Source organism: Cereibacter ovatus (genome assembly GCF_900207575.1).
Lineage (GTDB): Bacteria > Pseudomonadota > Alphaproteobacteria > Rhodobacterales > Rhodobacteraceae > Cereibacter_A > Cereibacter_A ovatus.
In genome coordinates this window covers 181,153-205,331 of the sequence record NZ_OAOQ01000003.1, presented here as the reverse complement: position 1 = coordinate 205,331, position 24,179 = coordinate 181,153, and the positions used below count along the sequence as shown (strand labels likewise).

Here is a 24,179-nt window from a genome sequence, read left to right as displayed (position 1 = left end):
GGGGGACCGACCGGATGGCCTACAAGATCGTCACCGCGCACTGCACCGCCTGCGGCGCCTGCGAATTTGAATGTCCCAATGCGGCCGTCCGGTTCAAGGCCGGGGCCTATGTCATTGATCCGCGCCTCTGCACCGAATGTGCCGGGCAGTTCGACGCGCCGCAATGCGCCTCGGTCTGTCCGGTGCCCAAGACCTGCATTCCGGCCTGATCCGATGCCCGAAGGCCCCTTGCCCGTGGACTGGCAGGGCGCCGCGATCGATTGCGGCGCCTGCCCTCACGCCGATCGGCTGGCGCAGGGGCTGTGCGGGCCGGGCTGGGCCTGCGTCAACGACCGTTACGCCAGACGGATCGAGCGGTTCTTTCTGCTGGGCCCTGATCTGGCGGACCAGTTCCTGACCCATCCCTATTTCGAGGCCCGCGCGCAGGCCGCGCGGGCGGCGACCCTGTTCCGCCTGCCGCCGCTGCTGGACGATCCCGATCCGGCGGTGCGGGCGGTTGCGATCCTGCGCCTGCCGGCCAAGCAGGCGCTGCGGCTGATCCACGACCCCGACCGCGCGGTGCGCATCGCCGTGGCGCACCGGCTGCCGCCGACCGATCTGCATCTGGTGATGCGTGATGCCGATCCGGCGGTGCGCCTTGTGGTGGCGCGGCGGGCCGAGCCGGGGGCGCTGCCGATGCTGGCCCGCGATCCCGACCCGGAAGTGCGCGCCTGCGTGGCGCGTCGCATTCCCGACAGATGGCTCGATGCCTTTGCGACAGACGCCGATCCGCTGGTCCGGCGGCAGGCAGCCGAACGGATCGATCCGGCCCGGCTGGGTCTGTTCGTGGCCGACCCCGACATCCGCGTGCGTCATGCCGTGGCCGAACGGGCGGGCCGCGCCATCGCGACCCGTCTTGCCGCTGACGAAGATCCCCTGATCCGCGAGACCGCCGCCGTGCGGCTTGCCCAACTGTGCGAGGACAAGGATGCCTGAGGTCGACGACACGGTGGAAATCTACGACGATCCGCTGTTTCAGCCGGGCGAAAAGGTCCGCTCGCGCTTTACCGTCAAGAATGACGGCACGATGTGGGATGCCGAGATCGGCGAGATTGTCGTCCACAAGGGCGACGAGGGCTATGTCCGCGACGTCGGCACCTATCTGCAACGCTACTACATCTACGCGGTCGAATTCGTCGACCGCCGCCGCATCGTGGGGATGCGGGGGCGCGAGCTGATCGGCCTCGACAACCCGGAGGGAACGAAATGAAGGTGATGATCAGCGCAGGCGCCAAGGGTTTTGTCGCCTATGTGGCGAAGAAGGATCTGGAAGAGCCGGTGATCGAGATGGAAAAGCCCGGCATGTGGGGCGGCTGGGCGAAACTCGGCAATGGCTGGATCTTTCAGATGCCCGAGTATGACACGCCGCCCGCCCTGCCGATCACGGTCGAGGCCCGCCGCCTGACCGATCAGGAGGCCTGAGCCATGCCCCGCGAGATGCTGCGCGCGGCGCTTGGTGCCGTGGCCGGTGGCCGCGTCATCCCCTATCTGGGCGCCGAGGTGGCGGGGCTTGGTGGGGCGATCGCCTCGCCCGCGGCTTTGTCGGCGGTGATCGAGGCGCAGGTCCGCGTGCCCAAACGCGCGATGGGCAACCTGTGGGCCGCCGCGCAATATGTCGAGACGAAGAAGTTCCGCGCCACTGTCGAGAAGATGGTGGTTGGGGCCTTCGCGGGGCCGCAGGGGCCGAACCCGATCCACGACTGGATTGCGGCGGTGCGTCCGCCGATGGTGGTCGATGCCTGGTATGACCGCGGTCTGGTTCAGGCGCTGCGGGCCAGCGCGGCGGACTGGGGGCTGGTGCAGGGCGTCAGCCGCAATGGCGAATGGGCCGAGATCTGGCACCGCGCCTATGGGGCCGATGGCACGCTGCATCCCGAAGGCGCCGATCCGGCCTGGCCCATGCTGCTTTACAAGCCGCACGGGATGGCGGCGCCGGGGCATTCCTTCCTTTTGTCCGACAGCGACTATGTCGAGGTTCTGACCGAGATCGACATCCAGTCCCCGATCCCGGACGAGGTTCAGAACCGCCGCACCGGCCGCGGCTTCCTGTTCCTTGGCTGCCGGTTCGACGATCAGCTTTTGCGCACCTATGCCCGCCAGATCGCGAAACGGTCGGGGCAGGGCCATGTCGCGGTGATCGAGGGCGAGCTGACCCGGATGGAACGACTGTTCCTTGAGGAGATGGCGATTGAACGGATCGACCTGCCATTGTCGGCCGTGGTCGAGGAACTGAAGGATTTTGGCGCCACGGTCTGAGACCGCAGGCGGTAGATGCGGGAAGGGGCGGGCGCCACGGGCGGCCCGCCCCTTCGGCTTTTTGGGGCAGCGCAGGGCGCGATGTGGCAAGGGGCGGGCCGCCGGTGTGGCGTCTTTGGGGGTGTAACGGCCGATTGTCGGGGATTTGTCGGCTTTCGCACAGGGTTTGGTCGGGGCCGCGTCGCATCGTATCTGTGCGAAAAATCAGGAAAAAGATAGCAATATCAAGTTGTTGAATCGGTTTCGCGGGCTTGGCACGCTGCCTGCTTTGTAAAGGGCTGAGACCGGCGAGCTTCGCCGCCTTCCACCAGAGACACCTTTGCAAAAGGATATGAACATGGGCAAACTTCGGCAGATCGCTTTCTACGGCAAGGGCGGGATCGGCAAGTCGACGACCTCGCAGAACACCCTCGCGGCGCTGGTCGAGATGGGTCAGAAGATCCTGATCGTGGGCTGTGACCCGAAGGCGGACTCGACCCGTCTGATCCTGAACACCAAACTTCAGGACACCGTGCTTCACCTTGCCGCCGAAGCCGGCTCGGTCGAGGATCTGGAACTCGAAGACGTGATGAAGATCGGCTACAAGGGCATCAAATGCACCGAAGCCGGTGGCCCGGAGCCGGGCGTGGGCTGCGCCGGCCGCGGCGTGATCACCGCGATCAACTTCCTGGAAGAAAACGGCGCCTACGAAGACGTGGACTATGTGTCCTATGACGTGCTGGGCGACGTGGTTTGCGGCGGCTTCGCCATGCCGATCCGTGAAAACAAGGCGCAGGAAATCTACATCGTCATGTCGGGCGAGATGATGGCGCTTTATGCGGCCAACAACATCGCCAAGGGCATCCTGAAATACGCCAACTCGGGCGGTGTGCGTCTGGGCGGCCTGATCTGCAACGAGCGCAAGACCGACCGCGAGCTGGAACTGGCCGAGGCACTGGCCGCCCGTCTGGGCTGCAAGATGATCCACTTCGTTCCGCGCGACAATATCGTGCAGCACGCCGAACTGCGTCGCGAGACCGTGATCCAGTACGCCCCCGATTGCCAGCAGGCGCAGGAATACCGCGAACTGGCCCGCAAGATCCACGAGAACTCGGGCAAGGGCGTGATCCCGACCCCGATCACCATGGAAGAACTGGAAGAGATGCTGATGGACTTCGGCATCATGCAGTCCGAGGAAGACCGGCTGGCGGCCATCGCCAAGGCCGAAGCCTGATCCGATCGCATCCGGGCCGGGCCCTCTGCCCGGTCCCTTCCTCTTCCTGTCGAAAGGAGCCTGCCCCATGGCGAAAGACATTGCCGACTCTGCCGAAGCCAACCAGAAGCTGATCGAGGAGGTGCTTGCCGCCTACCCCGACAAGGCCAAGAAGAAGCGCGCGAAACATCTGGCCGTCGCGCAGCCGATGACGGAAGCCGAACCCGGCATCCAGTCGAAATGCGACACCGTCAAGTCGAACATCAAGTCGGTTCCCGGCGTGATGACGATCCGCGGCTGCGCCTACGCCGGTTCCAAGGGCGTGGTCTGGGGCCCGGTCAAGGACATGCTGCACATCAGCCACGGCCCCGTCGGCTGCGGTCACTACAGCTGGTCGCAGCGCCGGAACTACTACACCGGCACCACCGGGATTGACAGCTTCGTGACCATGCAGGTCACCACCGACTTCCAGGAAAACGACATCGTCTTCGGCGGTGACAAGAAGCTGGAAAAGACCATCGACGAGCTGAACGAGCTGTTCCCGCTGAACAAGGGCATCTCGATCCAGTCCGAATGCCCGATCGGCCTGATCGGCGACGACATCGAAGCGGTGTCGAAGAAGAAGGCCAAGGACATCGACAAGCGCATCGTTCCCGTGCGCTGCGAAGGCTTCCGCGGCGTGTCGCAGTCGCTTGGCCACCACATCGCGAACGACATGATCCGCGACTGGGTGCTGGAAGCGGGCGAGGGCGCGCGTGCGGGCTATGTGGCCGGCGCCTATGACGTCAACATCATCGGCGACTACAACATCGGCGGCGACGCCTGGTCGAGCCGCATCCTGCTGGAAGAAATCGGCCTGAACGTGATCGCCCAATGGTCGGGCGACGCCACCATCGCCGAAATCGAACGGGCGCCCGCGGCCAAGCTGAACCTGATCCACTGCTACCGGTCGATGAGCTACATCTGCCGGCACATGGAAGAAAAGCACGGCGTGCCGTGGATGGAATACAACTTCTTCGGCCCCAGCCAGATCGCAGCCAGCCTGCGCGCCATCGCCGCGAAGTTCGACGCCACCATTCAGGCCAATGCCGAAGCGGTGATCGCCAAGTATCAGCCGCTGGTCGATGCGGTGAACGCGAAGTATCGCCCGCGCCTCGAAGGCAAGACGGTGATGCTGTATGTGGGCGGCCTGCGTCCGCGCCACGTCGTCGACGCCTACCACGACCTTGGCATGGAGATCGTCGGCACCGGCTACGAATTCGCCCACAACGACGATTACAAGCGGACCGGCCATTACATCAAGGAAGGCACGCTGATCTATGATGACGTCTCGGGCTACGAGCTTGAGAAGTTCATCGAGTCGGTGCGCCCCGATCTGGTGGGTTCGGGCATCAAGGAAAAGTACAACACGCAGAAGATGGGCATCCCGTTCCGTCAGATGCACTCGTGGGACTATTCCGGCCCCTACCACGGCTACGACGGCTACGCGATCTTCGCGCGCGACATGGACCTTGCGATCAACAACCCGGTCTGGGGCATGTTCGACGCGCCGTGGAAGAAGTCGGCCTGATCCGACCCTTCGGGGGGCCGCTCCCGCCCCCCGGACCCTCACTTCATTCAGTTCGCGGTGCGTCCCGGAATGAGGACGGCCAGCAGAAGGACCAAGCCCATGCCCCAATCCGCCGAGAACATTCTCGACCACAAGGATCTGTTCAAGGAACCCGAATATCAGGCGATGCTGGAAAAAAAGCGCGCCACCTATGAAAACGCGACCCCCGCCGAGAAGGTCGAGGAAGTCGCGGACTGGACGAAATCCTGGGACTACCGCGAGAAGAACCTGGCGCGGTCCTGCGTCACCATCAACCCGGCCAAGGCCTGCCAGCCGCTGGGCGCCGTCTTTGCCGCCGCGGGCTATGACAGCACCATGAGCTTCGTTCACGGCTCGCAGGGCTGCGTGGCCTATTATCGCTCGCATCTGGCCCGCCACTTCAAGGAACCGTCCTCGGCGGTGTCCTCGTCGATGACCGAAGACGCGGCGGTGTTCGGCGGCCTGAACAACATGATCGAGGGCCTGGCCAACACCTACGCGCTCTACAGCCCGAAGATGATCGCGGTTTCGACCACCTGCATGGCGGAAGTCATCGGCGACGACCTGAACTCGTTCATCCTGAAGTCGAAGGAAAAGGAAAGCGTTCCGGCCGATTTCCCGGTGCCCTTCGCCCATACCCCGGCCTTTGTCGGCAGCCATGTCGACGGCTATGACAACATGCAGAAGGGCATCCTGTCGAACTTCTGGAAGGACGCGCCGCGCACCGCCGGCGAAGGCATCAACATCATCCCGGGCTTTGACGGCTATGTGGTCGGCAACATCCGCGAGATGAAGCGGATGCTGGGCCTGATGGGGGTCGAGGCGACGGTTCTGGGCGATGCCTCGGACGTCTACGACACGCCCTCGGACGGCGAATACCGCATGTATTCCGGCGGCACCACGCAGGACGAGATCAAGGCCGCGCTGAACGCCAAGGCCACGATTTCGTTGCAGGAATACTGCACCCGTAAGACGCTGGCCTATTGCGAGGAACAGGGTCAGGAGACCGCCTCATTCCATTACCCGATGGGCGTGCAGGCCACCGACGAGTTCCTGATGAAGCTCTCGGAGCTGACCGGCAAGGAAGTCCCGGAACAGCTTCGGCTGGAACGTGGCCGCCTGATCGACGCCATGGCCGACAGCCAAGCCTATCTGCACGGCAAGACCTACGCCATCTACGGCGACCCGGACTTCGTCTATGCGATGGCCCGCTTCGTGATGGAGATGGGCGGCGAGCCGAAGCACTGCCTGGCCACCAACGGCGGCAAGGACTGGGAAGCGCAGATGACGGCGCTGCTGGCGTCCTCGCCCTTCGGTGAAGGCTGTCAGGTCTGGGCCGGCAAGGATCTGTGGCACCTGCGGTCGATCCTTGCGACTGAACCTGCCGACCTGCTGATCGGCAACAGCTATGGCAAGTATCTGGAAAAGGATTGCAACATCCCGCTGATCCGCCTGACCTTCCCGATCTTCGACCGTCACCACCACCACCGCTTCCCGACCTTCGGCTATCAGGGGGCGCTGACCGTGCTGGTGAAGCTGCTCGACACGATCCTCGACAAGCTGGATACGGAAAGCGACATCTCGTTCGACCTGACGCGCTAAGCGTTCGCCGCCCTTCCGGGGGGTGTTCTGGAAACGGCCGGTGCGCCCGCACCGGCCGTTTTCGTCGCTTCGGGTGCGCGCCGTGTCGCAGACCCGACAAAGCCCTGTCGCATGTCGCCGGCGATGGCACATCAGACCCCGCCTTGTCGCCAGAACCGCCCCGATCCGGCCCCGGATCGCGCGATGCGGGCTTGGCACGCTATCTGCTTTACCCCTGTCGAGTGGCCCGGAGGGACCGATGTCCGACGCCTTGAAGCAGAAGATCCAGAATGCCTTTCAGGAACCCGGCTGTGCGACCAACGCAGCCAAACCCGAGGCCGAGCGGAAAAAGGGCTGCGCCAAGCAATTGACGCCGGGCGCCGCGGCGGGCGGCTGTGCCTTTGATGGCGCGATGATCGCGCTGCAACCGATCACCGACGTCGCCCATGTCGTCCATGCGCCGCTGGCCTGCTGGGGCAACGGCTGGGACAACCGCGGATCGGCCTCGTCGGGGTCCGAACTTTATCGCAAGGGCTTTACCACCGACCTCACGGAGCTCGACATCGTGATGGGCAACGGTGAAAAGAAGCTTTACCGCGCCATCCGCGAGGTGATCGCGCAGGAAGATCCCGCCGCCGTTTTCGTCTATGCCACCTGTGTCACCGCGCTGATCGGTGACGACATTGGCGCGGTCTGCAAGGCGGCGGCCGAACGCTTCGGGCGGCCGGTGATCCCGGTCAACGTGCCGGGCTATGTCGGATCGAAAAACCTTGGCAACAAGCTGGGCGCCGAGGCGATGCTGGATCATGTCGTGGGCACGATGGAGCCCGCCGAGCCCGGCCTGACCGACATCAACATCATCGGCGATTTCAACCTGTCGGGCGAGTTGTGGCAGATCAAGCCGCTTCTGGACCGGCTGGGCATCCGCATCCTGGGCTCGCTGTCGGGGGATGCCCGTTATGCGCAGGTCGCGATGATGCACCGGGCGCGGGTGACGATGCTGGTCTGCTCGCATGCCTTCATCGCCATCGCCCGCAAGCTGCAAGACCGCTATGGCATCCCGTATTTCGAAGGCAGCTTCTACGGCATTTCCGACACATCGGCCGCGCTGCGGACCATGTGCGCGATGCTGGTCGACCGTGGCGCGCCGCCTGATCTGCTGGACCGCTGCGAGGCGCTGATCGCGGACGAGGAAGCCCGCACCCGCGCGGCCCTTGCCCCGCTGCGCCCGAAGGTTCAGGGCCGCCGCGTGCTGCTTTACACCGGCGGGCACAAGACGTGGTCGGTGGTCTCGGCGCTTCAGGAACTGGGGGTCGAGGTGGTCGGCACCTCGATGCGCAAGGCGACCGACGGCGACCGCGATCGCGTGGTCGAGATCATGGGCGACGACACCCACATGTTCGAGAACATGGCCCCGAAAGAGATGTATCGCATGCTGCGCGAGGCGCGGGCCGATGTGCTGATGTCGGGCGGTCGGTCGCAGTTCGTGGCGCTGAAGGCGCGGGTGCCGTGGATCGACGTCAATCAGGAAAAGCACGAACCCTATGCCGGTTATGCCGGGATGGTCGAACTGGTCCGTGCCATCGACCGCGAGATGAACAACCCGATGTGGGCCGAGCTGCGCGCCCCGGCCCCATGGGAGGGGCTGGCCCCTGACACGCCCGCCGCGCCGGTTCTGCTTTCGGCCGTTCCCGGCTCGAAAGCCGATTTCGAGGATTGCTGATGGCCCGCCTGATCCACCCCGACCGTGCCCTGTCGACCAATCCGCTGAAGGTCTCGGCCCCTTTGGGCGCTGCCATGGCCTATCTGGGGATCGAGGGCGCAATTCCGCTGTTTCACGGCGCGCAGGGCTGCACCGCCTTTGCGATGGTGCACATGGTGCGCCACTTCAAGGAAGCGATCCCGCTGCAAACCACCGCGATGAACGAGGTCTCTGCGATCCTTGGCGGTGGCGAGCAGATCGAGGAAGCCATTGAAAACCTGAGGAAACGCGCAAACCCGAAGTTCATCGGCATCGCCTCGACCGCGCTGGTTGAAACCCGCGGCGAGGATGTGGCGGGCGAGTTGCGCGAGATGCTGAGCCGTCGCACCGATTTTGCCGACACCGCCGTGGTTTACGCCGCCACCCCCGATTTTGTCGGCGGGCTGGAAGACGGCTGGGCCCGCGCGGTCGAGGCGATCGTGGATGCGCTGGCGGTGCCCTGCGCGCGGCGCGAGGGTCAGGTGAACCTGCTGCCCGGCGCCCACATGACGCCCGCCGATGTCGAGGAATTGGCCGGCCTGATCCGCGCCTTCGGCCTTGATCCGGTCATCCTGCCCGACCTGTCGCTGTCGCTGGATGGGCATCTGGCCGACGACTGGCGCGGCCATTCGCTGGGCGGCACCCGGCTTTCGGACATCGCCACCATGGCCGGCAGCATCGCGACCCTGGCCATCGGCGATGCGATGCGCCCCGCCGCGATGAAGCTTCAGGCGCTGGGGGTGCCGGCGCATGTGGTGCCTTCGGTGACCGGCCTTGCCGCGGTGGACGGCCTTGTGTCGCTGCTGATGACGCTGTCGGGGGCCGATGTGCCGGCCACGGTGCGGCGGGACCGGGCGCGGTTGGCGGATGCGATGCTGGATGCGCATTTCCAGATCGGCGGGCTGAAGGTCGCGCTGGGCGCCGACCCCGACCTTGGTTTTGCGCTGGGTTCCACGCTGGCCGCGATGGGGGCCGAGCTGACGGTGGTCACCACCACCGGCGGCGCCGCGGCCGAACGGATACCGGCCGATCAGGTGATCGTGGGCGATCTGGGCGATCTGGAACGCGCCGCCGAAGCCGCGGGTGCCCGGCTGCTGCTGACCCATTCCCATGGCCGGATGATGGCCGCGCGCCTGCATCTGCCGCATGTGCGCGCGGGCTTTCCGGTCTTCGACCGGCTGGGGGCGCAGGACGTCTGCCGCACCGGCTATCGCGGCACGCGCGCCTTTCTGTACGAGGTCGCGAATGCCGTCCTTTCCCACCCTCACCGGCCGGCCCCCGAGGACTTCGGCGCTGCCCGCATCTCGTCGGAGTTCGACCATGCCGCCTCGTCGCCTTCGCATCATTGACCCGGAGCCCCCCATGACCGACCCGGACGACACGCCCCTTCGCATTGCCATCGCCACCAACGACCTTGAACAGTTGAACGCGCATTTCGGCTCTTGCCGCAGTTTTGCGATCTGGGAAGTTTCGGCGAAAAGCGCCCGCTTCGTCGAAGCGATCGAATTCGACGCCACCACCGATCAGGGCGGCAAGCATGACGACAGTGCCGACCGCATCACCCCCAAGGTCGAGGCGCTGACCGGCTGCGCGCTGCTGTTCGTTCTGGCCATCGGCGGGCCGGCCGCGGCCAAGGTGGTGCGCGCGGGCGTGCATCCGATCAAGCGCAAGGACCCCGAGCCGATTGCGGCGGTGATCGGCCAGGTTCAGACCATGCTGAACGGCAACATCCCGCCGTTCCTGCGCAAAGTCCTTGGCCGCCCTGCTGCCAGTTTCATTGAGGAGGACGCCCAATGAGCGATGCCGACACCCTGCCGCGCGGCGGCCTGTATCCGGTCAGCGACTATCTGAACCAGCTTGCCTCGATCATCCGGGCGCAGGACAGCTATGGCCATTGGGACGGCAAGTCCGATGCCGAGCTGCTGGCCGACTACATCGTGACCCCCGAAGAACGCCGCGAGATCCCGATCATCTGCGACCCCGAACCCGAGGTCATTGCTCGAATCGAGAAGTTCTATGACGCCGTGGGCCTTCTGGTGGAAAAGCGCACCGGCGTGATGGCGGGGCAGATGGCCAAGATCAATCACGAGGGCTTCGGCCGGATCGTGCTGATCGGTGGCAGCCTTGTGCTGATCTCGAAACATCTGCGCGACGTGCACCGCTTCGGCTTTGCCACCTACGCCAAACTGGCCGAGGCCGGCGAAAAGCTGACCGCCGATGCGGTGAAAAAGATCGAAACCCACCCCGACGCCGCGCGCGACTGAGGAGCGACCACCATGTTCATTACAGCCTTCACCCGGGGCGGCGTCGAATACACGCCCAGGTTCCTGACCGATATCAACGCGGCGACCTGCATCGGCTGCGGCCGCTGTTTCAAGGTCTGCGGCCATGATGTGATGACCCTGCGCGGCGTCAATGAAGATGGCGATCTGGTCGAGGTGTCCGAGGACGACGACGATGATGACGACGAGATCCTGCGCAAGGTGATGGTCATGGTTCATCCCGACAATTGCGTGGGCTGCGGCGCCTGCAACCGGGTCTGCCCCAAGGATTGCCAGACCCATGAACCAGTGGAGCGCTGACCTTCTGGCCGATCACGACGCCGACCGGGCCGATTTCGCCGGCATCCTCGCCCATGCCCTGCGCGACCATGCGGCGGGCCGGGGCGAGCTGACCGACCTGCTGGGGCTGGAACCTGCGGCGCTGTCGGCGCTGGCCGCGCGCTGGTGTCCGGGGCTGGCACTGCCTTCGCTGATGCCGCTGTCGGCAGTGCCGCTGGAACAGGCCGATATCGTCACGCTGCTCTTGTGGCGTGGCGGTCGGTCGGGCGACGAGGCGCGCTGGCTGGCCGCGATCCTTGCGCGCCGCTCGCTTGAGGCCCGGCACCTGTGGGAGGATCTGGGCCTGCCCTCGCGCGCCCATCTGGGCCGGCTGATCGAGCGCCATTTCCCCCGCCTTCACGCGGCGAACACCCGCAACATGCGCTGGAAGCGGTTTTTCTACCGCCAGATCTGCACCGACAATGGTGGCGCCATGTGCCTTGCGCCGCATTGCGACGATTGCGCGGAAAAGCCGGTCTGCTTTGGTCCCGACACCGACTGATCCCGGCACCGGCCCTCTGCCGGTGCCGGACGTTTTCCGCCCGTTCGGTCCGGCTGAACCTTCTGTCGCAAAGCCATCATTGTCGGGTTCCGTTCAGGCCAAGGGGCGACAGATGCACGGGTCAAGATCTTGATAAATCATAAAACCTGAACTTGGCACGCTACATGCTTATCCTGAAAGCGGGAGTCCCGCGACACTCAGGAGAGACCGGATGATCCAGATTACCCCCGCTGCCCAAGCCGCCATCAAGGGTGCCATCGAAGGCGCCGGCCAATCCGTCGTGGGCCTGCGCCTGATGGTGCAATCCGGCGGATGCGCCGGGTTGAAATACGGCATGTCGCTGGAACTGACAGAGGCCGAGGACGATGTGATCGTCGAGGCCGACGGCGTTCGCGTGCTGATCGACCCGGCCAGTGGCGAGCACCTGAAGGGTGCCACCATCGACTTTGTCACCTCTGTCGAGGGCACCGGGTTCGTCTTCGACAATCCGAATGCCAAGGGCGGCTGCGGCTGCGGGAAATCCTTCTGCTAAGGTGATGCGATGCTGGACTATTCGGAAAAGGCGCTGGACCATTTCTTCAACCCGCGCAACGCGGGCGTGCTGGAGGCCGCGAATGCGGTGGGCAGCGTGGGGTCGCTGGAAGGGGGCGATGCGGTGCGGCTGATGCTGCGCATCGACCCCGACAGCCGCGTGATCGCCGAGGCGCGCTTTCAGGCGTTCGGCGGCGGCGATGCAATCGCGGCCTGTTCGGCCCTGACGGTGCTGGTCACGGGTCAGTCCGTCGATGAGGCCCGCCGCCTGACGGCCGGGCAGATCGACGCGGCCCTTGGCGGCCTGCCGGGCGACCGCAAGCCTGCGGCCGATCTGGCGCAGGCCGCCCTTCAGGCCGCGTTGGCCCAGTTCCTTGGCATCACACCCGAGGCACCCAAGCCCGATCCGAAGCCCGCCAGCGTCACTCTGCTGGCACCCAGGCATGAATCGAAACCCAAGATCCTGCGCGAGGTTCCCCTGTCGCCCGAGGATGAGGCCACGATCATCGCGCAGGTCATCGACAGCGTGCGGCCCACGCTGCGCGCCGATGGCGGCGACGTGACGCTGGTCGCGGTCGAAGGCGCGAAGGTGCGGGTGCACCTGACGGGCAACTGCTCGGGCTGTCAGTTGGCGGCGCTGACGCTGGGCGGCCTGCAAAAGCGGCTGGCCGATGCGCTGGGGCGGCCGATCCGGGTGATCCCGGAACAGAAACCGCTGGTCTCGATCGCCGGGGCGCGGTGATGCAGCCGGTCTATCTCGACAACAACGCCACCACCCGGCTTGCGCCCGATGCGCTTCAGGCGATGCTGCCCTTCCTGACGCAGGACTTCGGCAACCCGTCCTCGATGCATGCCATGGGGCGTGCGCCGGCCCGGGCGCTGATCGGCGCGCGGCGCGCGGTGCAGGCGTTGATCGGGGCGGCCGACGATGCCGAGATCGTCTTTACCTCGGGCGGGACCGAGGCCAACCTGACCGCGATCCGCTCGGCGCTGGCCGCCGATCCGTCCCGGCGCGAGATCGTGACCTCGGCGGTCGAACATCCCGCGGTGCTTGCGCTGTGCGATCATCTGGAACGCGCCGAGGGCGTGACGGTCCACCGCATCCCGGTGGATACCGAAGGCCGGCTGGAACTGGATGCCTTTCGCGCGGCGCTGTCGGATCGGGTCGCGCTGGTGACGCTGATGTGGGCCAACAACGAAACCGGCACGGTGTTTCCGGTCGAAGGGCTGGCCGAGCTGGCCCATGGCGTGGGGGCGCTGTTTCACACCGATGCGGTGCAGGCCGCGGGCAAGCTGCCCATCGCCGTGAAGGGCACCGATATCGACATGCTGTCGGTCAGCGCCCACAAGCTGCACGGCCCCAAGGGTGTGGGCGCGCTGTATCTGCGCAAGGGTGTGCCGTTTCAGCCGCTGCTGCGGGGGGGCAAGCAGGAACGCGGCCGCCGTGCCGGAACCGAGAACATTGCCGGCATCGTGGGCTTTGGCCGCGCGGCCGAACTGGCCCCTGCCGTGGACCTTGCCCATATCGCGCGGCTGCGCGACCGGCTGGAAGCCGGGATCATTGCCGCCGTCCCGAAGGTCCGCGTGCTGGGCGATCTGCGCGACCGGCTGGCGAACACGTCCTGTCTTGCCTTCGACTTTGCCGAGGGCGAGGCGATCCTGATGCGTCTTGACCGCGCGGGGATCGCGGTCTCGACCGGGGCGGCCTGTTCGTCCGGCGCGATCGAGCCCAGCCACGTCATGCGCGCGATGAAGGTGCCCTTTACCGCCGCCCATGGCGCGATCCGGTTTTCGCTGTCGCGCGACACCACCGTGCCCGAGATCGACCGCGTGATCGAGGCGCTGCCGCCGGTGATCGCCCAGTTGCGCGCCCTGTCGCCCTTCGGCGCCGAGGAGGTGCGGTGATGAGCCGGCAACACCCCGCCGCCAGTTTCCTGCAAGAGGCCCCGCTTGCGCCGGTGACCCTGTGCGACACCACGCTGCGCGACGGCGAACAGACCGCGGGCGTTGCCTTCACCCGCAGCGAAAAGCGCGCCATCGCTGTGGCCTTGCAAGCCGCCGGCGTGGCCGAGGTCGAAATCGGCGTGCCGGCGATGGGCGAGGATGAACGCGCCGACATCCGCGCGGTTGCGGCGGTGCTGAAAACCGCGGCACCCGTGGTCTGGTGCCGGTTGCGCCCCGAGGATCTGGCCGCCGCCCAACGCACCGGCGTCCGGCGCCTGCATATCGGCGTGCCGGTGTCGGAACGCCAGATCACCGCCAAGCTGGGCCGCGATGCCGACTGGGTGCGCGACAAGGTGGAAAAGCTGGTCCGCGCGGCCACATGGGCCGGGCATCACGTCTCGGTCGGCGCCGAGGATGCCTCGCGCGCGGATCGGTTCTTTCTGGCCGAAATCGCCCATATCGCCGCCGAGGCCGGGGCCATGCGTTTCCGGCTGGCCGATACATTGGGGGTTCTGGACCCGTTCGCCACCCATGATCTGGTGGCGCGGATCGTCACGCGCTGCCCGCTGCCGGTGGAATTTCATGCCCATAACGATCTGGGTATGGCGACCGCCAACAGCCTTGCCGCGGCGCGGGCAGGGGCGTCGCATATCTCGGTCACCGTGAACGGACTGGGCGAGCGTGCCGGCAATGCCGCGCTGGAAGAGGTGGCGGCGGCGCTGGAAGCCGCGGGCCGGCCCACCGGCATCGCGCTGGGTCAGCTTTGCGCGCTGTCGGATCTGGTCGCGCGCGCGTCGGGACGGGCGGTCTCGCCGCAAAAGCCCATCGTCGGCGACAACGTCTTTACCCATGAATGTGGCATCCATGTCGACGGGCTGATGAAGGACCGCGCGATCTATGAAAGCGCGGGGCTGCGCCCGGAGCGGTTCGGCCGCAGCCACCGTATCGCCATCGGCAAGCATTCCTCGGTTGCGGGGCTGGCCCGTGCGCTGGCGGGGGCGGGGCTGCCCGCCGACGAGGCCACGCTGTCCACCCTGATGCCCGCGCTGCGCGACTGGGCGGCCGAAACCAAGCGCAGCGCCGGCCCCGACGATCTTGCCCGCCTTGTCGCCAGCCTGAACCAGACAGACCCCCTGAAGGAGAAGACCCCGTGACCCAAGGCCCCGCTGTTTCCGGCATCGCCGTTCTGGACGACCTTCGCAAGCTGTCGTCGGCGGAAGAGATCTTTGCCGCGCTGGACCATCCCTTTCGCCCCGAGGTGGTCAATGTCTCGCGGTTGCATATCATGAAACGCTTTGGCCAGTATCTGGGCGCCATCGATTTCGCGGGGCTTGGCGCGACGGATGCCCGCGCCGCCGCCCGCGATGCGCTGTCGCGGGCCTATACCGATTTCGTCGACAGCACGCCGCTGGAACAGGGGGTGTTCAAGGTCTTTGCCAAGCCCTCGCGCGGGTTCGTGCCGCTGGCCGGCATCCGCACGGCGGGCGAATAGGGCCGCGCGCGGATGAACCGGCGCAAAGGGGGCGGAATGCCAGACTGCGACGGTGCGCGCGGATACGACTCGGGGTGGTATGTTAGGGTGCGCCCATGGACATGATGCAGTTCCAGCGCCAGACAACCCAACTGGCCATGACGCAACGGATGCAGGAATCGCTGCGCATCCTGCAAATGAGCAATGCCGACCTGTCCGACTATCTGCTGGCGCAGGCGCAGGACAATCCCTGCCTTGAGGTGCGCCTGCCCGAAGGCACCTCGGTCGCGCCGGCGCTGCCGTCGCGCGGGATCCAGAACGCGCAGGACCGCGACGCTTTCGCCACGGTCGAGGGCCAGCCCGTCAGCCTTCTGGCCCATGTCGAGGAACAGATCGAACTGGCCTTCTTCGATCCCGGCGACCGCCGCATCGCGCTGGCCTTTGCCGAGGCGCTGGAGCCGTCAGGCTGGCTGGGCCAGCCCGTGCCTGACATTGCCGCCGCCGCCGGTGTGGACCTTGACGAGGCGCTGGCGATCCTTGACCGACTTCAGGCGTTCGAGCCGGCGGGCCTGTTCGCGCGGTCGCTGGCGGAATGTCTGGCGTTGCAACTGGACGACCTTGGGCTTCTGACATGGGAACTGCGCACCATGCTGGACCACCTGCCGCTGGTGGCCGAGGGCAAGCTGGCCGAGCTTGCCCGCCGTTGCGACTGCGAGCTGGACCATATCCGCGAGAATCTGGCGCTGATCCGCAGCCTGAACCCCAAGCCCGGCGAGGCGTTCGAGCATGGCCGGACGCCGATCCAGCCGCCCGATCTGCGCGTTCTGCGCGGCAAGGACGGCTGGGAGGTCGAACTGACCCGCGCACAGCTTCCCCGCATCCGGGTTGAAGCGGCCACCACCACCGGCGATCCGGCGGCCGATGTCTGGCTGGGCCGGGCGCAGTCGCAGGCGCGCTGGCTGATGCGCGCGGTCGAGCGGCGGCAATCCACGCTGCTGCGCGCCGCGGCCTGTCTGGTCCGGCATCAGGCGGCGTTTCTGGATCACGGGCCGCGGGCGCTGAAACCCTTGTCGATGGAGGAAGTGGCGGCCGAACTGGAGCTTCATCCCTCGACCGTCAGCCGCGCCACCGCGACCCGCCTGATCGAGACCCCGCGCGGACTGATCCCGCTAAGAAACTTTTTCAGCCGTTCGGTCTGGTCCGACGGACCCAGCGCGCCGCAATCGCAGGACGCGCTGATGGCACTGGTCGGCGAGATCATCGCCGCCGAGAACCGCGCCAAGCCGCTGTCTGATGATGCCATCGTGAAAGAGGCCAAGGCCGCGGGCGCCGTCCTTGCCCGCCGCACCGTCACCAAATACCGCGAAGCCCTTGGGATTCCGTCATCCTACGACCGCAAACGTGCCGCGGCTGTCGCCTGCTGATCCGCCCGTGTGGCGCTACAACCCCAGAAGCCGCGCGGTTCCCGCATCCGGTTTGCCGCCGAACCAGCGGTTCAGCGCCGACCGATAGGGCGACCATGCGCTGCCGTCGGCCGCGTCGAACAGGCTCATGCAGGAATGAAATTTCAGATCGTCGGGCGTGCCGAACACCGTCGTCACCGATTTCGGATCGGCACTCAGCACCGCTTCGGTCGCGAACTCCAGCCGGCGGCCCAGAACGCGGTGCTGAAGATAGGCCCGCGCCTCGTCCAGCGAGGCAATGCCGTAGCGAATGGCCATCTCGGACCGGCCAAGGCCGCGAAGTTGCGGAAACACGAACCACATCCAATGCGTTTCCTTGCAGCCGCGGGTCAGTTCGGCCATCGCGGTGTCGAACACCGGCATCTGGGCGGCGATGAACCGCTTCAGGTCAAAGGGGTCGTCCTGCATCCCATCCTCTTATGCGGTCGCCGTTCCCGCGACATGGATCATCACCGCGGCATAGAACAGGATGCTCGCGGTCAGGACGAAGACATGCCAGATCGTGTTGTGGAAGGGCAAGCTTTCCGCCAGAAAGAAGGCGACGCCAAGGGTATAGATCAGCCCCCCCCAGCGCGATCAGCGCAAGGACCGGGCCGGGCATGGTGGCAAACAGCGGCCAGCCCAGCACCACGCCGGCCCAGCCCATCCCCAGATACAGCGCCAGCGCGCCCCAGCGGAAGCGGTCGGGCGAATGCAGCTTCAGTGCCGTGCCGCACAGCGCCGCGGCCCAGATGGCGGCCAGCAGCGCCAGTCCCTGACCCGACACCAGCGTGAAGGCCGAATAGGTGCCCGCGATCTTGCAATAGATCGCCGAGTGATCCAGCCGCCGGAAGACCGCCTTCCAGTTGGGATGCGGCATGATGTGATAGATGGCCGAGCACAGGATCATCGCCATCAGCGTCACCCCGTAGATCGCCGTCCCCGCCACCGCCATGCCGTCGCCGCGCCACAGCACGGTCAGCGCGATCAGCACCGGAACGCCGCACAGCGCCGCCGCCACGCCTGCGGCATGAACCGCCGCATCTGAAAGACGTTCGGCGCGACTGTAAGCGGTGCGGGGGGTAAGATGTGTCATCATGTCGCAAGGCTAGCACGGCCGTGGCGGGTCTGGCTTCCCTTTTTTGTGATTGTCCGCAGGGCGTGGCGCGGCAAATGCGTAAAATCGCGATCTGTTCTTCCCGGCCGGTGGTCGCGCAGCCGGGCAGGCGTCGCAACCCCGGCGGTGTGACCTTGGGCTGCACAGGCCGTCGCGGTGCCCGGCGAGAGCTTGCCGGTATGGCTGCGTGCTCTGGGCGCGCACCCGCCGTTTGTCGGTTGCAATCCCATCCCTACGACGGCGTCCCTATCCCATGGTGGAAAATTGTCTCGCAAGATCTGTCGCGTCGGGCGATCGGGCTGGCTAAAGACCTGTTGTTCCCGCGCGGGTTGAAAGTCTCGCGTTGGTGAACCGCCCAACGAGAAAGGCGGGCGATCGACGACATGGCTTGGGGGCTGGGACGTGCTGAAGATCGGGGCAGACGCAGACAGACACCGGACGGATGGGGTGGGGGCAGCCTCGGCCAGCGGATGGCGTGGTGAGGATGCCTTTGTCTTTTCCGACCGCAGCGGCGATCAGGTCTTTGCCGGCCTGCCCGAAGATGGCCGCGAGATCCGCGCCGAGGGCGCCGCCGCCCGGGTGCAGGCTGGACATCCCTTGTCGGCCGAGACCGCAGCCTGCGCCGCGGCCGACAGCCAGCCGAGGGCGCTGAGCCTGATCGACTTCGCCTCTGACGATTTCATCTTCGTCTAAGGGCGCGGGGCGGGGGCCGTGGCGGCATGTTCGGCAAAGGCAGGCCGGCTGCAACGCCCACCGAGGCAGGCCGGCCTGTGCAGGGTCGGATCACCTTGCGGCAGATGCCGCAATCGCGGCTTCGGCGGCGGCGATCAGGTCGCTGCGGGAAAGCGGTTTGCCCAGCACGCCGGCAAAGCGCGGCGTCGACGGACCGACCTTGCTGCGCCAGTCCGGCAACGCGGTGACCAGCAGCACCGGAAGGTCCGGCACCTCTTGTTGCGCGGCTTGTGTCAGATCGGCGCCGGTCAGGTGCGGCATGTCGTAATCGGTCACCATCAGATCCCACAGGTCGGGATCGTCGCGCACCGCATCCAGCGCGTCGCGCGGATCGGCACAGGGCACGACCTCGGCGCCGGCCTGTTCAAGGAACGCCGTCAGCACCTTCAGCACATCGGCATTGTCATCCACCACCAGAATGAACCGTCCGGCCAGTTGCCCCGCCTTGCCGGCGGGGATTGCCTGCTCTGGCGGGGGCGATTCGGGCCGGGGGGTGGCTTCGGTCGGCCACAGCAAGGTGAAGCGGGTGCCGCGCCCCGGCGCGCTGTCCAGTGCCACGGCGCCGCCATTGGCGGTGATGACCCCCGATACGATGGCAAGCCCCAGCCCGGTTCCCGACGATCCCTTGGTCGAGAAATACGGCTGAAACACCTTCGCCAGCGTCTCGGGCGGGATGCCCGGCCCGGTGTCGGTCACCGTCATGCAGACATAGCGCCCGCCGGGATCGATGCTGCCCGCGGCGAAGGGGCCGGTGGTCTGGCCGGGCCCGGCCGCTGACAGCGCGATCTCGATCTCATACCCGCCGTCGCGGGGCGGGGCTGCGGCGATGGCATCGCGCGCATTGATGACAAGGTTCAGCACCACCTGAAGGATGTCGGTCGGGTCGGCCTCGATCTCGACCGGCGCATCGGGCAGCGACAGGACCAGCCGGGTCTGGTTGCACAGGCTGGCGCGAACAAGGTCCACCCCTTCGCGCAGGGGCGCACGCAGGTCGATGCGCGACCGGTTGCTTTGGCGCTGGCCCAGCGTCAGGAACCGGCGCACCAGCGCGTTCGCCTGTTCGGTCGCGGCAAGGATGCGTCTGGTGTGGCTGCTGACATTGGCCGGGGCGCTGCCGTCGATCAGCACGGCCGAGCCGCCAATCGCGGCCAGAAGGTTGTTCAGGTCATGGGCAAGCCCGGCGGCAAGCTGGCTGATGACCTCGCGCCGCTGTGCCATCTGCAATTCTTCGCGCAGGCGCGTCCGTTCCTGCTGTTCGCGCAACCGCTTTGAGATATCGCGTGAAATGCAGATCAGCCGGCCGTCGTTCTTCAGTGTCAGCGACACCTCTTGCGGAAGCTCGGTCCCGTCAAGCCGTCGGCCCATCACCTCGCCCTGCCAGCCGCCTTCTGTGGACAGCGCCGTGAAGGCGGTGCGCTGGATCTGGTCGGCCATGTCCGGGGTGTAAAGCGTGCGCCAGCTTTTGCCGATGATCTCGGCGGGTGACGAGATGCCGAACATCTCCATATGGGCGGCGTTCATGTAGACATAGTTCCCCTCGGGATCGGTGATGGCGATCCCGTCGCGCGAGGCATCCATCGCACTGGTCAGATCCGCCCGCGCCCGCTGTTCGGACAGCTTCAGGGCGGTGATATCCACCCACAGCCCCACCCGGCCCCCATCGGGGGTCGAGCGTTCCAGAACCCGCAGCCAGCGGCCATCGGCCAGGAGTTGTTCCTGTTCGTTATGTCCCATCCGGTGACGGGCAAGGCGTTCGGCGGCCCATTCCTCTCCGCGGCCAAGGGCCTCCGTCACCTCGCCATGTTGCAGGCCGTAGCGCAGGATTTCCTCGAACGAGGCGCCGGGCACCATCGCCGGCGCGGTCTTGGGGTAATATTCGCGGTAGCGCGCGTTGCAGATCACCAGACGGTCATTGGCATCGTAATAGGCGAAGGCGTCGGGAAGCGCATCGACCGCGGCCGCAAGCTGGCGCCGCGCGGCCAGCGCGTCGCTTGCGGTGGCGGCAAGCTGGGCCTCTTGCAGCTTGTGGGCCGAGATGTCGCTGGCCACCGCCATATAGCCGGTGATGGTGCCGTCGTCGCCCGCCAGAGGCTGGATCGACAGGTCGATCCAGAAGGTCCGCCCCTGACGCGAACAGGCCAGAAGCTCGGCCTGGCCGGGCTGGCCCGCGGCCAGCATCTCGCGCAGGCGGTGGCGCGAGTTGTCGCCGGTGTCCTGACAATGCAGCACGGCGCAAAGCGGCTTGCCCGTCGCTTCGTGCAGGGAATAGCCTGTCTGGCCCTCGAACGCTGCGTTCACCCATTCGATGCGCTGGCGCGCGTCGGTCACGATCACAAGGTTTGTCGTCAGCTGCGCAAACATCCCCAGCCGTTGCACCTGCTGGCGTTGGGCATGGGCCTCGGTCGTGTCGCGGACCACGACCAGATAGCCCGGCCGCTCCTGCGGATCGCGCGGCGGCAGTCGCGCCGCCGAGACCGAGTGCCAGCGCAGCCCATGCGGCAGTTGCACCTGATACTCATGCCCGACCGATACGCCCCTGGCATCGACCTCGGCCATGATCCGGCGCAATACCGCGGCGGCATCCGGTGTCAGCACTTCCTCGATCAGGCGGCCAATATAGGCTGCACTATGGATGTCGCGGCTGGTCAGCCAGCCCTCGTGCCAGCCTACGAACCGGCCGTCGGCATCGATTTCGATCATCAGATCCGGCATTGCGTCCAGAGTGGCCTTCAGCCGGTTGCGTTCGTCCTGAAGGTCTTTCTGAGTGCGCTGGATCTCGCGTTCGCGATCACGGCGCATCAGCAGCGTGCCGATCACATTCGCGACCGAGCGGATCAGGAAGATCTCGGAGGGCAGAAAGCTGCGGTGGTCGCGCACGGCATCGTAACCGACAAAACCCGTCAGCCCTCCGGCCTCGATCAGCGGCACGACCAGCAGCGACTTGATGCCCTGCATCAGCAGCATCTGCTTTTCGGGCGCATCCTCGGGCAGGGCCAGCACCGAGGGGATGTAAATCGCTTCGTCACGGTCCAGCCTGGCCCGCCAGTGATCGGCCATCGCGGTCGGGACGCCCTGAAGCAGGTGGATCATCGGCTCGATGCCCTCGGCCACCCATTCATGGGTGTTGTCCAGGAAATCGGTTCCGCGGACACGGAAGACATAGGTCCGGTCCGATCCGCAGGCGGCGCCCATGCGCGCCAGTGCGCGGTCGATCTGGGTGTCGATGCTTTCGGTGGGCGCGCGCAACAGATCGTTCAGGATCTCAAGGATCAACCGCTGAAACCGGGTCAGCCGGTCCAGTGCCTCGGGCAGATCGGTCGGCAGGGATACGTAACCCGAATCGGACGGGGGAAGCGCATCCGTCATCGGGTTGGGCCCTGTCCGTTCCGGACCGTCACAAGAACAGCTTTCCTCACTTGCGCATACTCCGCATCCAGCATCTCAACGACACATCGACCGTCGGAATGCCGCGCGTCCGCCTGACGCCGCCCCCCATCGGCCGGAAGGTGATCTGGTCAAGATTACCCCTCCACCAAGGCATATCGCGAAAATGGTTTAAAAGAACGCCAGACTTCCGTATCGCGCACCATTCTTTCGAATTGCGGATCAGGGGCGTGGCGGCGCAGATCAGGTCAGCCCCAGCCGCCGGGCCGCCAGAACCGCATGGGTCCGGTTCTTCACCCCCAGCGTGCCGAACAGGCCGCGCAGGGCCGTGTCAAAGCTGTCGGGGCCGGAATGTCGGGCCGCCGCCGCCTCAAGCGAGGCGCCCTCGACCAGATCGCGCAAAAGCTGCCGCTGCGCCGGTGTCAACGCGGCTGCGGGGTCCACCACCGCCAGCGGCTCGGCCATGGCCGACACCGTCCTGCCCGAAGCCGCCGCCCGCACCGCCTGCGCCACCGCATTGAACCGCGTCTTGGGCAGAATGCCCTTGATGCCCAGCCGTTCAGCGCCGGCCACAGCCTCGGGTGGCAGATTGCCCGACATCAGAAGGACCGGGCGGCCGCCATTCGCGGCGATGGCGCGCTGAACCCCGTTCAGCCCCTCGACGCCGGGCATGAAATAATCCAGCAGAATGACATCGAACGGCCCATGCAAGGCGATGCGATCCAGAACCCCGGCCAGGTCTTCCGCGCCTTCCGGCGCCATGTCCGCTTCGCGACCAAGCAAACTCAGGATCAGTTCGCGCACCAGTTGCTGATCGTCCGCAACAAGGACCGAGATCCGCTGTCGAGCCGGGGCCGACTGGTCATCCATCGAACTGCCTCCCCTGAAAGATCCCAAGGCTTCGTCCTTATCCGGGCGCGCACATCGGTCAACCATTGCAGCAGGGCTGCGACATTGCGACGCTTCACCTCGCGCTTCACCCCTGTGCTGCTGCCGCCACGCCGAACCCCGCGCCTCAGCAGATCCGCGGCAACTGCTCGCCCACCAGCATGTCGACGATGCGGCTGCCCCCAAACAGCGTGCGCATCCGCACCTGCCCCGGATGCGCCGCAACCGCGCGCCCGATGACCACAGCCCCCGCACCCTCGGGCAAGGTCCGCATCGCGGCCAGCGCCGCCCCGGCCTCGTCCTCGGGCACGAACAGCACAAGTCGCCCCTCATTGGCCAGATACAACGGATCCAGACCCAGGATCTCGCAAACCCCCCGAACCTCGTCACGCAAGGGAACCGCGGCCTCGTCGATCTCGATGCCCACACCCGCCACCCCGGCGATCTCGTTCAACACCGCGGCAATCCCGCCCCGCGTCGCATCCCGCGCCGCCCGAACCCCGGGCGCCGCCGCCAGCACCGCCTCCATCAGATGCCCCAGGGCCGCACAATCGGAAACCAGATCGGTTGACAGCATCAGATCCCCGCGCGCCGCCAGAATACAGGCGCCATGATCGCCCAGAACCCCGTTCACGATCACCACATCCCCGGGCCGAACCTGCCCGGTGGACACCTCACGCCCGGCCGGAATGACCCCGACCCCGGTCGTGGTGATGAACACCCCGTCCGCTGCGCCGCGCCCCACCACCTTGGTGTCGCCAGTGACGATCCGAACCCCGGCCGCCCGCGCCTCCTCGGCCATCGTCGCCACCAGCCGCCGCAACAGCGCCACCTCGGTGCCCTCCTCGATGATGAAAGCCGCAGACAGCCACAACGGCCGCGCCCCCCCCACCGCCAGATCGTTCACCGTGCCGCAAACCGCCAGCTTGCCGATATCCCCGCCGGGAAACTCCAACGGGGTCACCACGAAAGCGTCGGTGGTCAAGGCCAGCCGCGCGCCCGCCTCGGCCAGCGCCCCTGGCGCCAGCCGCGCCTGATCCTCCATTCCCGGCGGCTGGAAGACCGCCGCGAACACCTCGTCGATCAGATCGCGCATCGCCTGTCCGCCACCACCATGGGCCAGCGTCACATGAGTGTCCCGAAGGGCCATCGCCTCGTCTTTCATTCTGGA

Annotated in this window: 25 protein-coding genes and 1 pseudogene; 21 read left to right on the top strand and 5 right to left on the bottom strand. The window is 66.4% G+C overall.

Translation table 11 applies throughout. The features are described from left to right. Nucleotides 1-14: 14 nt before the first annotated feature. From CRO07_RS05400 to rpoN, 20 genes are all read left to right on the top strand, one after another. Nucleotides 15-209 carry a 4Fe-4S binding protein gene (locus CRO07_RS05400; RefSeq protein ID WP_097029662.1) on the top strand — a complete coding sequence of 65 codons (195 nt, stop codon included), beginning with the start codon at nt 15-17 and terminating at the stop codon, nt 207-209. A gap of 4 nt (nt 210-213) precedes the next feature. Further along, nucleotides 214-975, top strand: a complete 762-nt coding sequence (locus tag CRO07_RS05395) for a 4Fe4S-binding leucine-rich repeat protein (RefSeq protein WP_097029661.1) — start codon at nt 214-216, stop codon at nt 973-975. Further along, complete coding sequence (locus CRO07_RS05390; RefSeq protein WP_097029660.1) at nt 968-1,249, top strand: nitrogen fixation protein NifZ; 282 nt, start codon at nt 968-970, stop codon at nt 1,247-1,249. Before CRO07_RS05395 ends, CRO07_RS05390 begins: the two co-directional genes overlap by 8 nt. Further along, nucleotides 1,246-1,461, top strand: a complete 216-nt coding sequence (nifT, locus tag CRO07_RS05385) for a putative nitrogen fixation protein NifT (protein WP_097029659.1) — start codon at nt 1,246-1,248, stop codon at nt 1,459-1,461. Before CRO07_RS05390 ends, nifT begins: the two co-directional genes overlap by 4 nt. Before the next feature lie 3 nt (nt 1,462-1,464). Continuing rightward, nucleotides 1,465-2,295, top strand: coding sequence for an SIR2 family NAD-dependent protein deacylase (locus CRO07_RS05380; RefSeq protein WP_097029658.1), 831 nt, complete (start codon nt 1,465-1,467; stop codon nt 2,293-2,295). A gap of 337 nt (nt 2,296-2,632) precedes the next feature. After that, nucleotides 2,633-3,508: a nitrogenase iron protein gene (gene nifH / locus CRO07_RS05375; RefSeq protein ID WP_097029814.1), complete on the top strand. Its 876-nt coding sequence runs from the start codon at nt 2,633-2,635 to the stop codon at nt 3,506-3,508. Between the two features lie 67 nt (nt 3,509-3,575). Beyond that, the gene (nifD, locus tag CRO07_RS05370) at nt 3,576-5,057 is read left to right on the top strand and encodes a nitrogenase molybdenum-iron protein alpha chain (RefSeq protein ID WP_097029657.1); all 1,482 of its coding nucleotides are present in this window, start codon (nt 3,576-3,578) and stop codon (nt 5,055-5,057) included. 99 nt (nt 5,058-5,156) lie between these two features. Then, the gene (gene nifK, locus CRO07_RS05365) at nt 5,157-6,677 is read left to right on the top strand and encodes a nitrogenase molybdenum-iron protein subunit beta (protein ID WP_097029656.1); all 1,521 of its coding nucleotides are present in this window, start codon (nt 5,157-5,159) and stop codon (nt 6,675-6,677) included. A 238-nt stretch (nt 6,678-6,915) separates the two neighbouring features. Further along, nucleotides 6,916-8,379, top strand: coding sequence for a nitrogenase iron-molybdenum cofactor biosynthesis protein NifE (nifE, locus tag CRO07_RS05360; protein WP_097029655.1), 1,464 nt, complete (start codon nt 6,916-6,918; stop codon nt 8,377-8,379). After that, nucleotides 8,379-9,746: a nitrogenase iron-molybdenum cofactor biosynthesis protein NifN gene (gene nifN, locus CRO07_RS05355; protein WP_097029654.1), complete on the top strand. Its 1,368-nt coding sequence runs from the start codon at nt 8,379-8,381 to the stop codon at nt 9,744-9,746. The genes nifE and nifN overlap by 1 nt, the downstream gene beginning before the upstream one ends. A 13-nt stretch (nt 9,747-9,759) precedes the next feature. Beyond that, nucleotides 9,760-10,194 carry a nitrogen fixation protein NifX gene (gene nifX / locus CRO07_RS05350; RefSeq protein ID WP_176504493.1) on the top strand — a complete coding sequence of 145 codons (435 nt, stop codon included), beginning with the start codon at nt 9,760-9,762 and terminating at the stop codon, nt 10,192-10,194. Further along, nucleotides 10,191-10,661 (top strand): NifX-associated nitrogen fixation protein, encoded by a 471-nt coding sequence (locus CRO07_RS05345; RefSeq protein WP_097029652.1) that lies wholly within the window; start codon nt 10,191-10,193, stop codon nt 10,659-10,661. Before nifX ends, CRO07_RS05345 begins: the two co-directional genes overlap by 4 nt. 12 nt (nt 10,662-10,673) lie before the next feature. After that, complete coding sequence (fdxB, locus tag CRO07_RS05340; RefSeq protein WP_097029651.1) at nt 10,674-10,979, top strand: ferredoxin III, nif-specific; 306 nt, start codon at nt 10,674-10,676, stop codon at nt 10,977-10,979. After that, nucleotides 10,960-11,499 carry a nitrogen fixation protein NifQ gene (locus tag CRO07_RS05335; RefSeq protein ID WP_097029650.1) on the top strand — a complete coding sequence of 180 codons (540 nt, stop codon included), beginning with the start codon at nt 10,960-10,962 and terminating at the stop codon, nt 11,497-11,499. Before fdxB ends, CRO07_RS05335 begins: the two co-directional genes overlap by 20 nt. A gap of 211 nt (nt 11,500-11,710) precedes the next feature. Continuing rightward, nucleotides 11,711-12,031, top strand: a complete 321-nt coding sequence (locus tag CRO07_RS05330; RefSeq protein WP_097029649.1) for an iron-sulfur cluster assembly accessory protein — start codon at nt 11,711-11,713, stop codon at nt 12,029-12,031. A gap of 9 nt (nt 12,032-12,040) precedes the next feature. After that, nucleotides 12,041-12,772, top strand: coding sequence for an iron-sulfur cluster assembly scaffold protein (locus tag CRO07_RS05325; protein ID WP_097029648.1), 732 nt, complete (start codon nt 12,041-12,043; stop codon nt 12,770-12,772). Further along, nucleotides 12,772-13,935, top strand: coding sequence for a cysteine desulfurase NifS (gene nifS, locus CRO07_RS05320; protein ID WP_176504492.1), 1,164 nt, complete (start codon nt 12,772-12,774; stop codon nt 13,933-13,935). Before CRO07_RS05325 ends, nifS begins: the two co-directional genes overlap by 1 nt. Beyond that, nucleotides 13,935-15,128, top strand: coding sequence for a homocitrate synthase (gene nifV, locus CRO07_RS05315; RefSeq protein ID WP_097029646.1), 1,194 nt, complete (start codon nt 13,935-13,937; stop codon nt 15,126-15,128). The genes nifS and nifV overlap by 1 nt, the downstream gene beginning before the upstream one ends. After that, nucleotides 15,125-15,466 (top strand): nitrogenase stabilizing/protective protein NifW, encoded by a 342-nt coding sequence (gene nifW, locus CRO07_RS05310; protein WP_235840935.1) that lies wholly within the window; start codon nt 15,125-15,127, stop codon nt 15,464-15,466. The genes nifV and nifW overlap by 4 nt, the downstream gene beginning before the upstream one ends. Before the next feature lie 95 nt (nt 15,467-15,561). Continuing rightward, nucleotides 15,562-16,869 (top strand): RNA polymerase factor sigma-54, encoded by a 1,308-nt coding sequence (gene rpoN / locus CRO07_RS05305; protein WP_097029645.1) that lies wholly within the window; start codon nt 15,562-15,564, stop codon nt 16,867-16,869. Between the two features lie 15 nt (nt 16,870-16,884). Here rpoN and CRO07_RS05300 read toward each other — a convergent pair whose 3' ends face one another. Next, the gene (locus CRO07_RS05300) at nt 16,885-17,316 is read right to left on the bottom strand and encodes a DUF1810 domain-containing protein (RefSeq protein WP_097029644.1); all 432 of its coding nucleotides are present in this window, start codon (nt 17,314-17,316) and stop codon (nt 16,885-16,887) included. Between the two features lie 9 nt (nt 17,317-17,325). After that, nucleotides 17,326-17,986: pseudogene (trhA, locus tag CRO07_RS05295) on the bottom strand (PAQR family membrane homeostasis protein TrhA). A gap of 465 nt (nt 17,987-18,451) precedes the next feature. Here trhA and CRO07_RS05290 point away from each other — a divergent pair. Continuing rightward, on the top strand, nt 18,452-18,697 hold the full coding sequence (locus CRO07_RS05290; RefSeq protein ID WP_097029643.1) for a hypothetical protein: 246 nt from the start codon (nt 18,452-18,454) through the stop codon (nt 18,695-18,697). A gap of 90 nt (nt 18,698-18,787) precedes the next feature. On the opposite strand, the gene CRO07_RS05285 is transcribed toward CRO07_RS05290, so the two are convergent. From CRO07_RS05285 to hypE, 3 genes are all read right to left on the bottom strand, one after another. Beyond that, on the bottom strand, nt 18,788-22,102 hold the full coding sequence (locus CRO07_RS05285) for a PAS domain S-box protein (RefSeq protein ID WP_097029642.1): 3,315 nt from the start codon (nt 22,100-22,102) through the stop codon (nt 18,788-18,790). Nucleotides 22,103-22,363: 261 nt separating this feature from the next. After that, the gene (locus CRO07_RS05280; protein WP_097029641.1) at nt 22,364-22,990 is read right to left on the bottom strand and encodes a response regulator; all 627 of its coding nucleotides are present in this window, start codon (nt 22,988-22,990) and stop codon (nt 22,364-22,366) included. A 145-nt stretch (nt 22,991-23,135) separates the two neighbouring features. Next, nucleotides 23,136-24,158 carry a hydrogenase expression/formation protein HypE gene (gene hypE / locus CRO07_RS05275; RefSeq protein WP_097029640.1) on the bottom strand — a complete coding sequence of 341 codons (1,023 nt, stop codon included), beginning with the start codon at nt 24,156-24,158 and terminating at the stop codon, nt 23,136-23,138. Between the last annotated feature and the right edge of the window lie 21 nt (nt 24,159-24,179).

Coding starts and splice junctions, on each gene's coding strand:
- nifT (WP_097029659.1), top strand. CDS start 1,246: ATGAAGGTGATGATCAGCGCAGGCGCCAAGGGTTTTGTCGCCTATGTG.
- hypE (WP_097029640.1), bottom strand. CDS start 24,158: ATGGCCCTTCGGGACACTCATGTGACGCTGGCCCATGGTGGTGGCGGA.
- nifX (WP_176504493.1), top strand. CDS start 9,760: ATGACCGACCCGGACGACACGCCCCTTCGCATTGCCATCGCCACCAAC.
- CRO07_RS05400 (WP_097029662.1), top strand. CDS start 15: ATGGCCTACAAGATCGTCACCGCGCACTGCACCGCCTGCGGCGCCTGC.
- CRO07_RS05395 (WP_097029661.1), top strand. CDS start 214: ATGCCCGAAGGCCCCTTGCCCGTGGACTGGCAGGGCGCCGCGATCGAT.
- CRO07_RS05330 (WP_097029649.1), top strand. CDS start 11,711: ATGATCCAGATTACCCCCGCTGCCCAAGCCGCCATCAAGGGTGCCATC.
- nifK (WP_097029656.1), top strand. CDS start 5,157: ATGCCCCAATCCGCCGAGAACATTCTCGACCACAAGGATCTGTTCAAG.
- nifD (WP_097029657.1), top strand. CDS start 3,576: ATGGCGAAAGACATTGCCGACTCTGCCGAAGCCAACCAGAAGCTGATC.
- CRO07_RS05335 (WP_097029650.1), top strand. CDS start 10,960: ATGAACCAGTGGAGCGCTGACCTTCTGGCCGATCACGACGCCGACCGG.
- nifS (WP_176504492.1), top strand. CDS start 12,772: ATGCAGCCGGTCTATCTCGACAACAACGCCACCACCCGGCTTGCGCCC.
- nifE (WP_097029655.1), top strand. CDS start 6,916: ATGTCCGACGCCTTGAAGCAGAAGATCCAGAATGCCTTTCAGGAACCC.
- nifV (WP_097029646.1), top strand. CDS start 13,935: ATGAGCCGGCAACACCCCGCCGCCAGTTTCCTGCAAGAGGCCCCGCTT.
- CRO07_RS05390 (WP_097029660.1), top strand. CDS start 968: ATGCCTGAGGTCGACGACACGGTGGAAATCTACGACGATCCGCTGTTT.
- CRO07_RS05380 (WP_097029658.1), top strand. CDS start 1,465: ATGCCCCGCGAGATGCTGCGCGCGGCGCTTGGTGCCGTGGCCGGTGGC.
- CRO07_RS05300 (WP_097029644.1), bottom strand. CDS start 17,316: ATGCAGGACGACCCCTTTGACCTGAAGCGGTTCATCGCCGCCCAGATG.
- nifN (WP_097029654.1), top strand. CDS start 8,379: ATGGCCCGCCTGATCCACCCCGACCGTGCCCTGTCGACCAATCCGCTG.
- CRO07_RS05280 (WP_097029641.1), bottom strand. CDS start 22,990: ATGGATGACCAGTCGGCCCCGGCTCGACAGCGGATCTCGGTCCTTGTT.
- CRO07_RS05325 (WP_097029648.1), top strand. CDS start 12,041: ATGCTGGACTATTCGGAAAAGGCGCTGGACCATTTCTTCAACCCGCGC.
- nifH (WP_097029814.1), top strand. CDS start 2,633: ATGGGCAAACTTCGGCAGATCGCTTTCTACGGCAAGGGCGGGATCGGC.
- fdxB (WP_097029651.1), top strand. CDS start 10,674: ATGTTCATTACAGCCTTCACCCGGGGCGGCGTCGAATACACGCCCAGG.
- rpoN (WP_097029645.1), top strand. CDS start 15,562: ATGGACATGATGCAGTTCCAGCGCCAGACAACCCAACTGGCCATGACG.
- CRO07_RS05285 (WP_097029642.1), bottom strand. CDS start 22,102: ATGACGGATGCGCTTCCCCCGTCCGATTCGGGTTACGTATCCCTGCCG.
- CRO07_RS05345 (WP_097029652.1), top strand. CDS start 10,191: ATGAGCGATGCCGACACCCTGCCGCGCGGCGGCCTGTATCCGGTCAGC.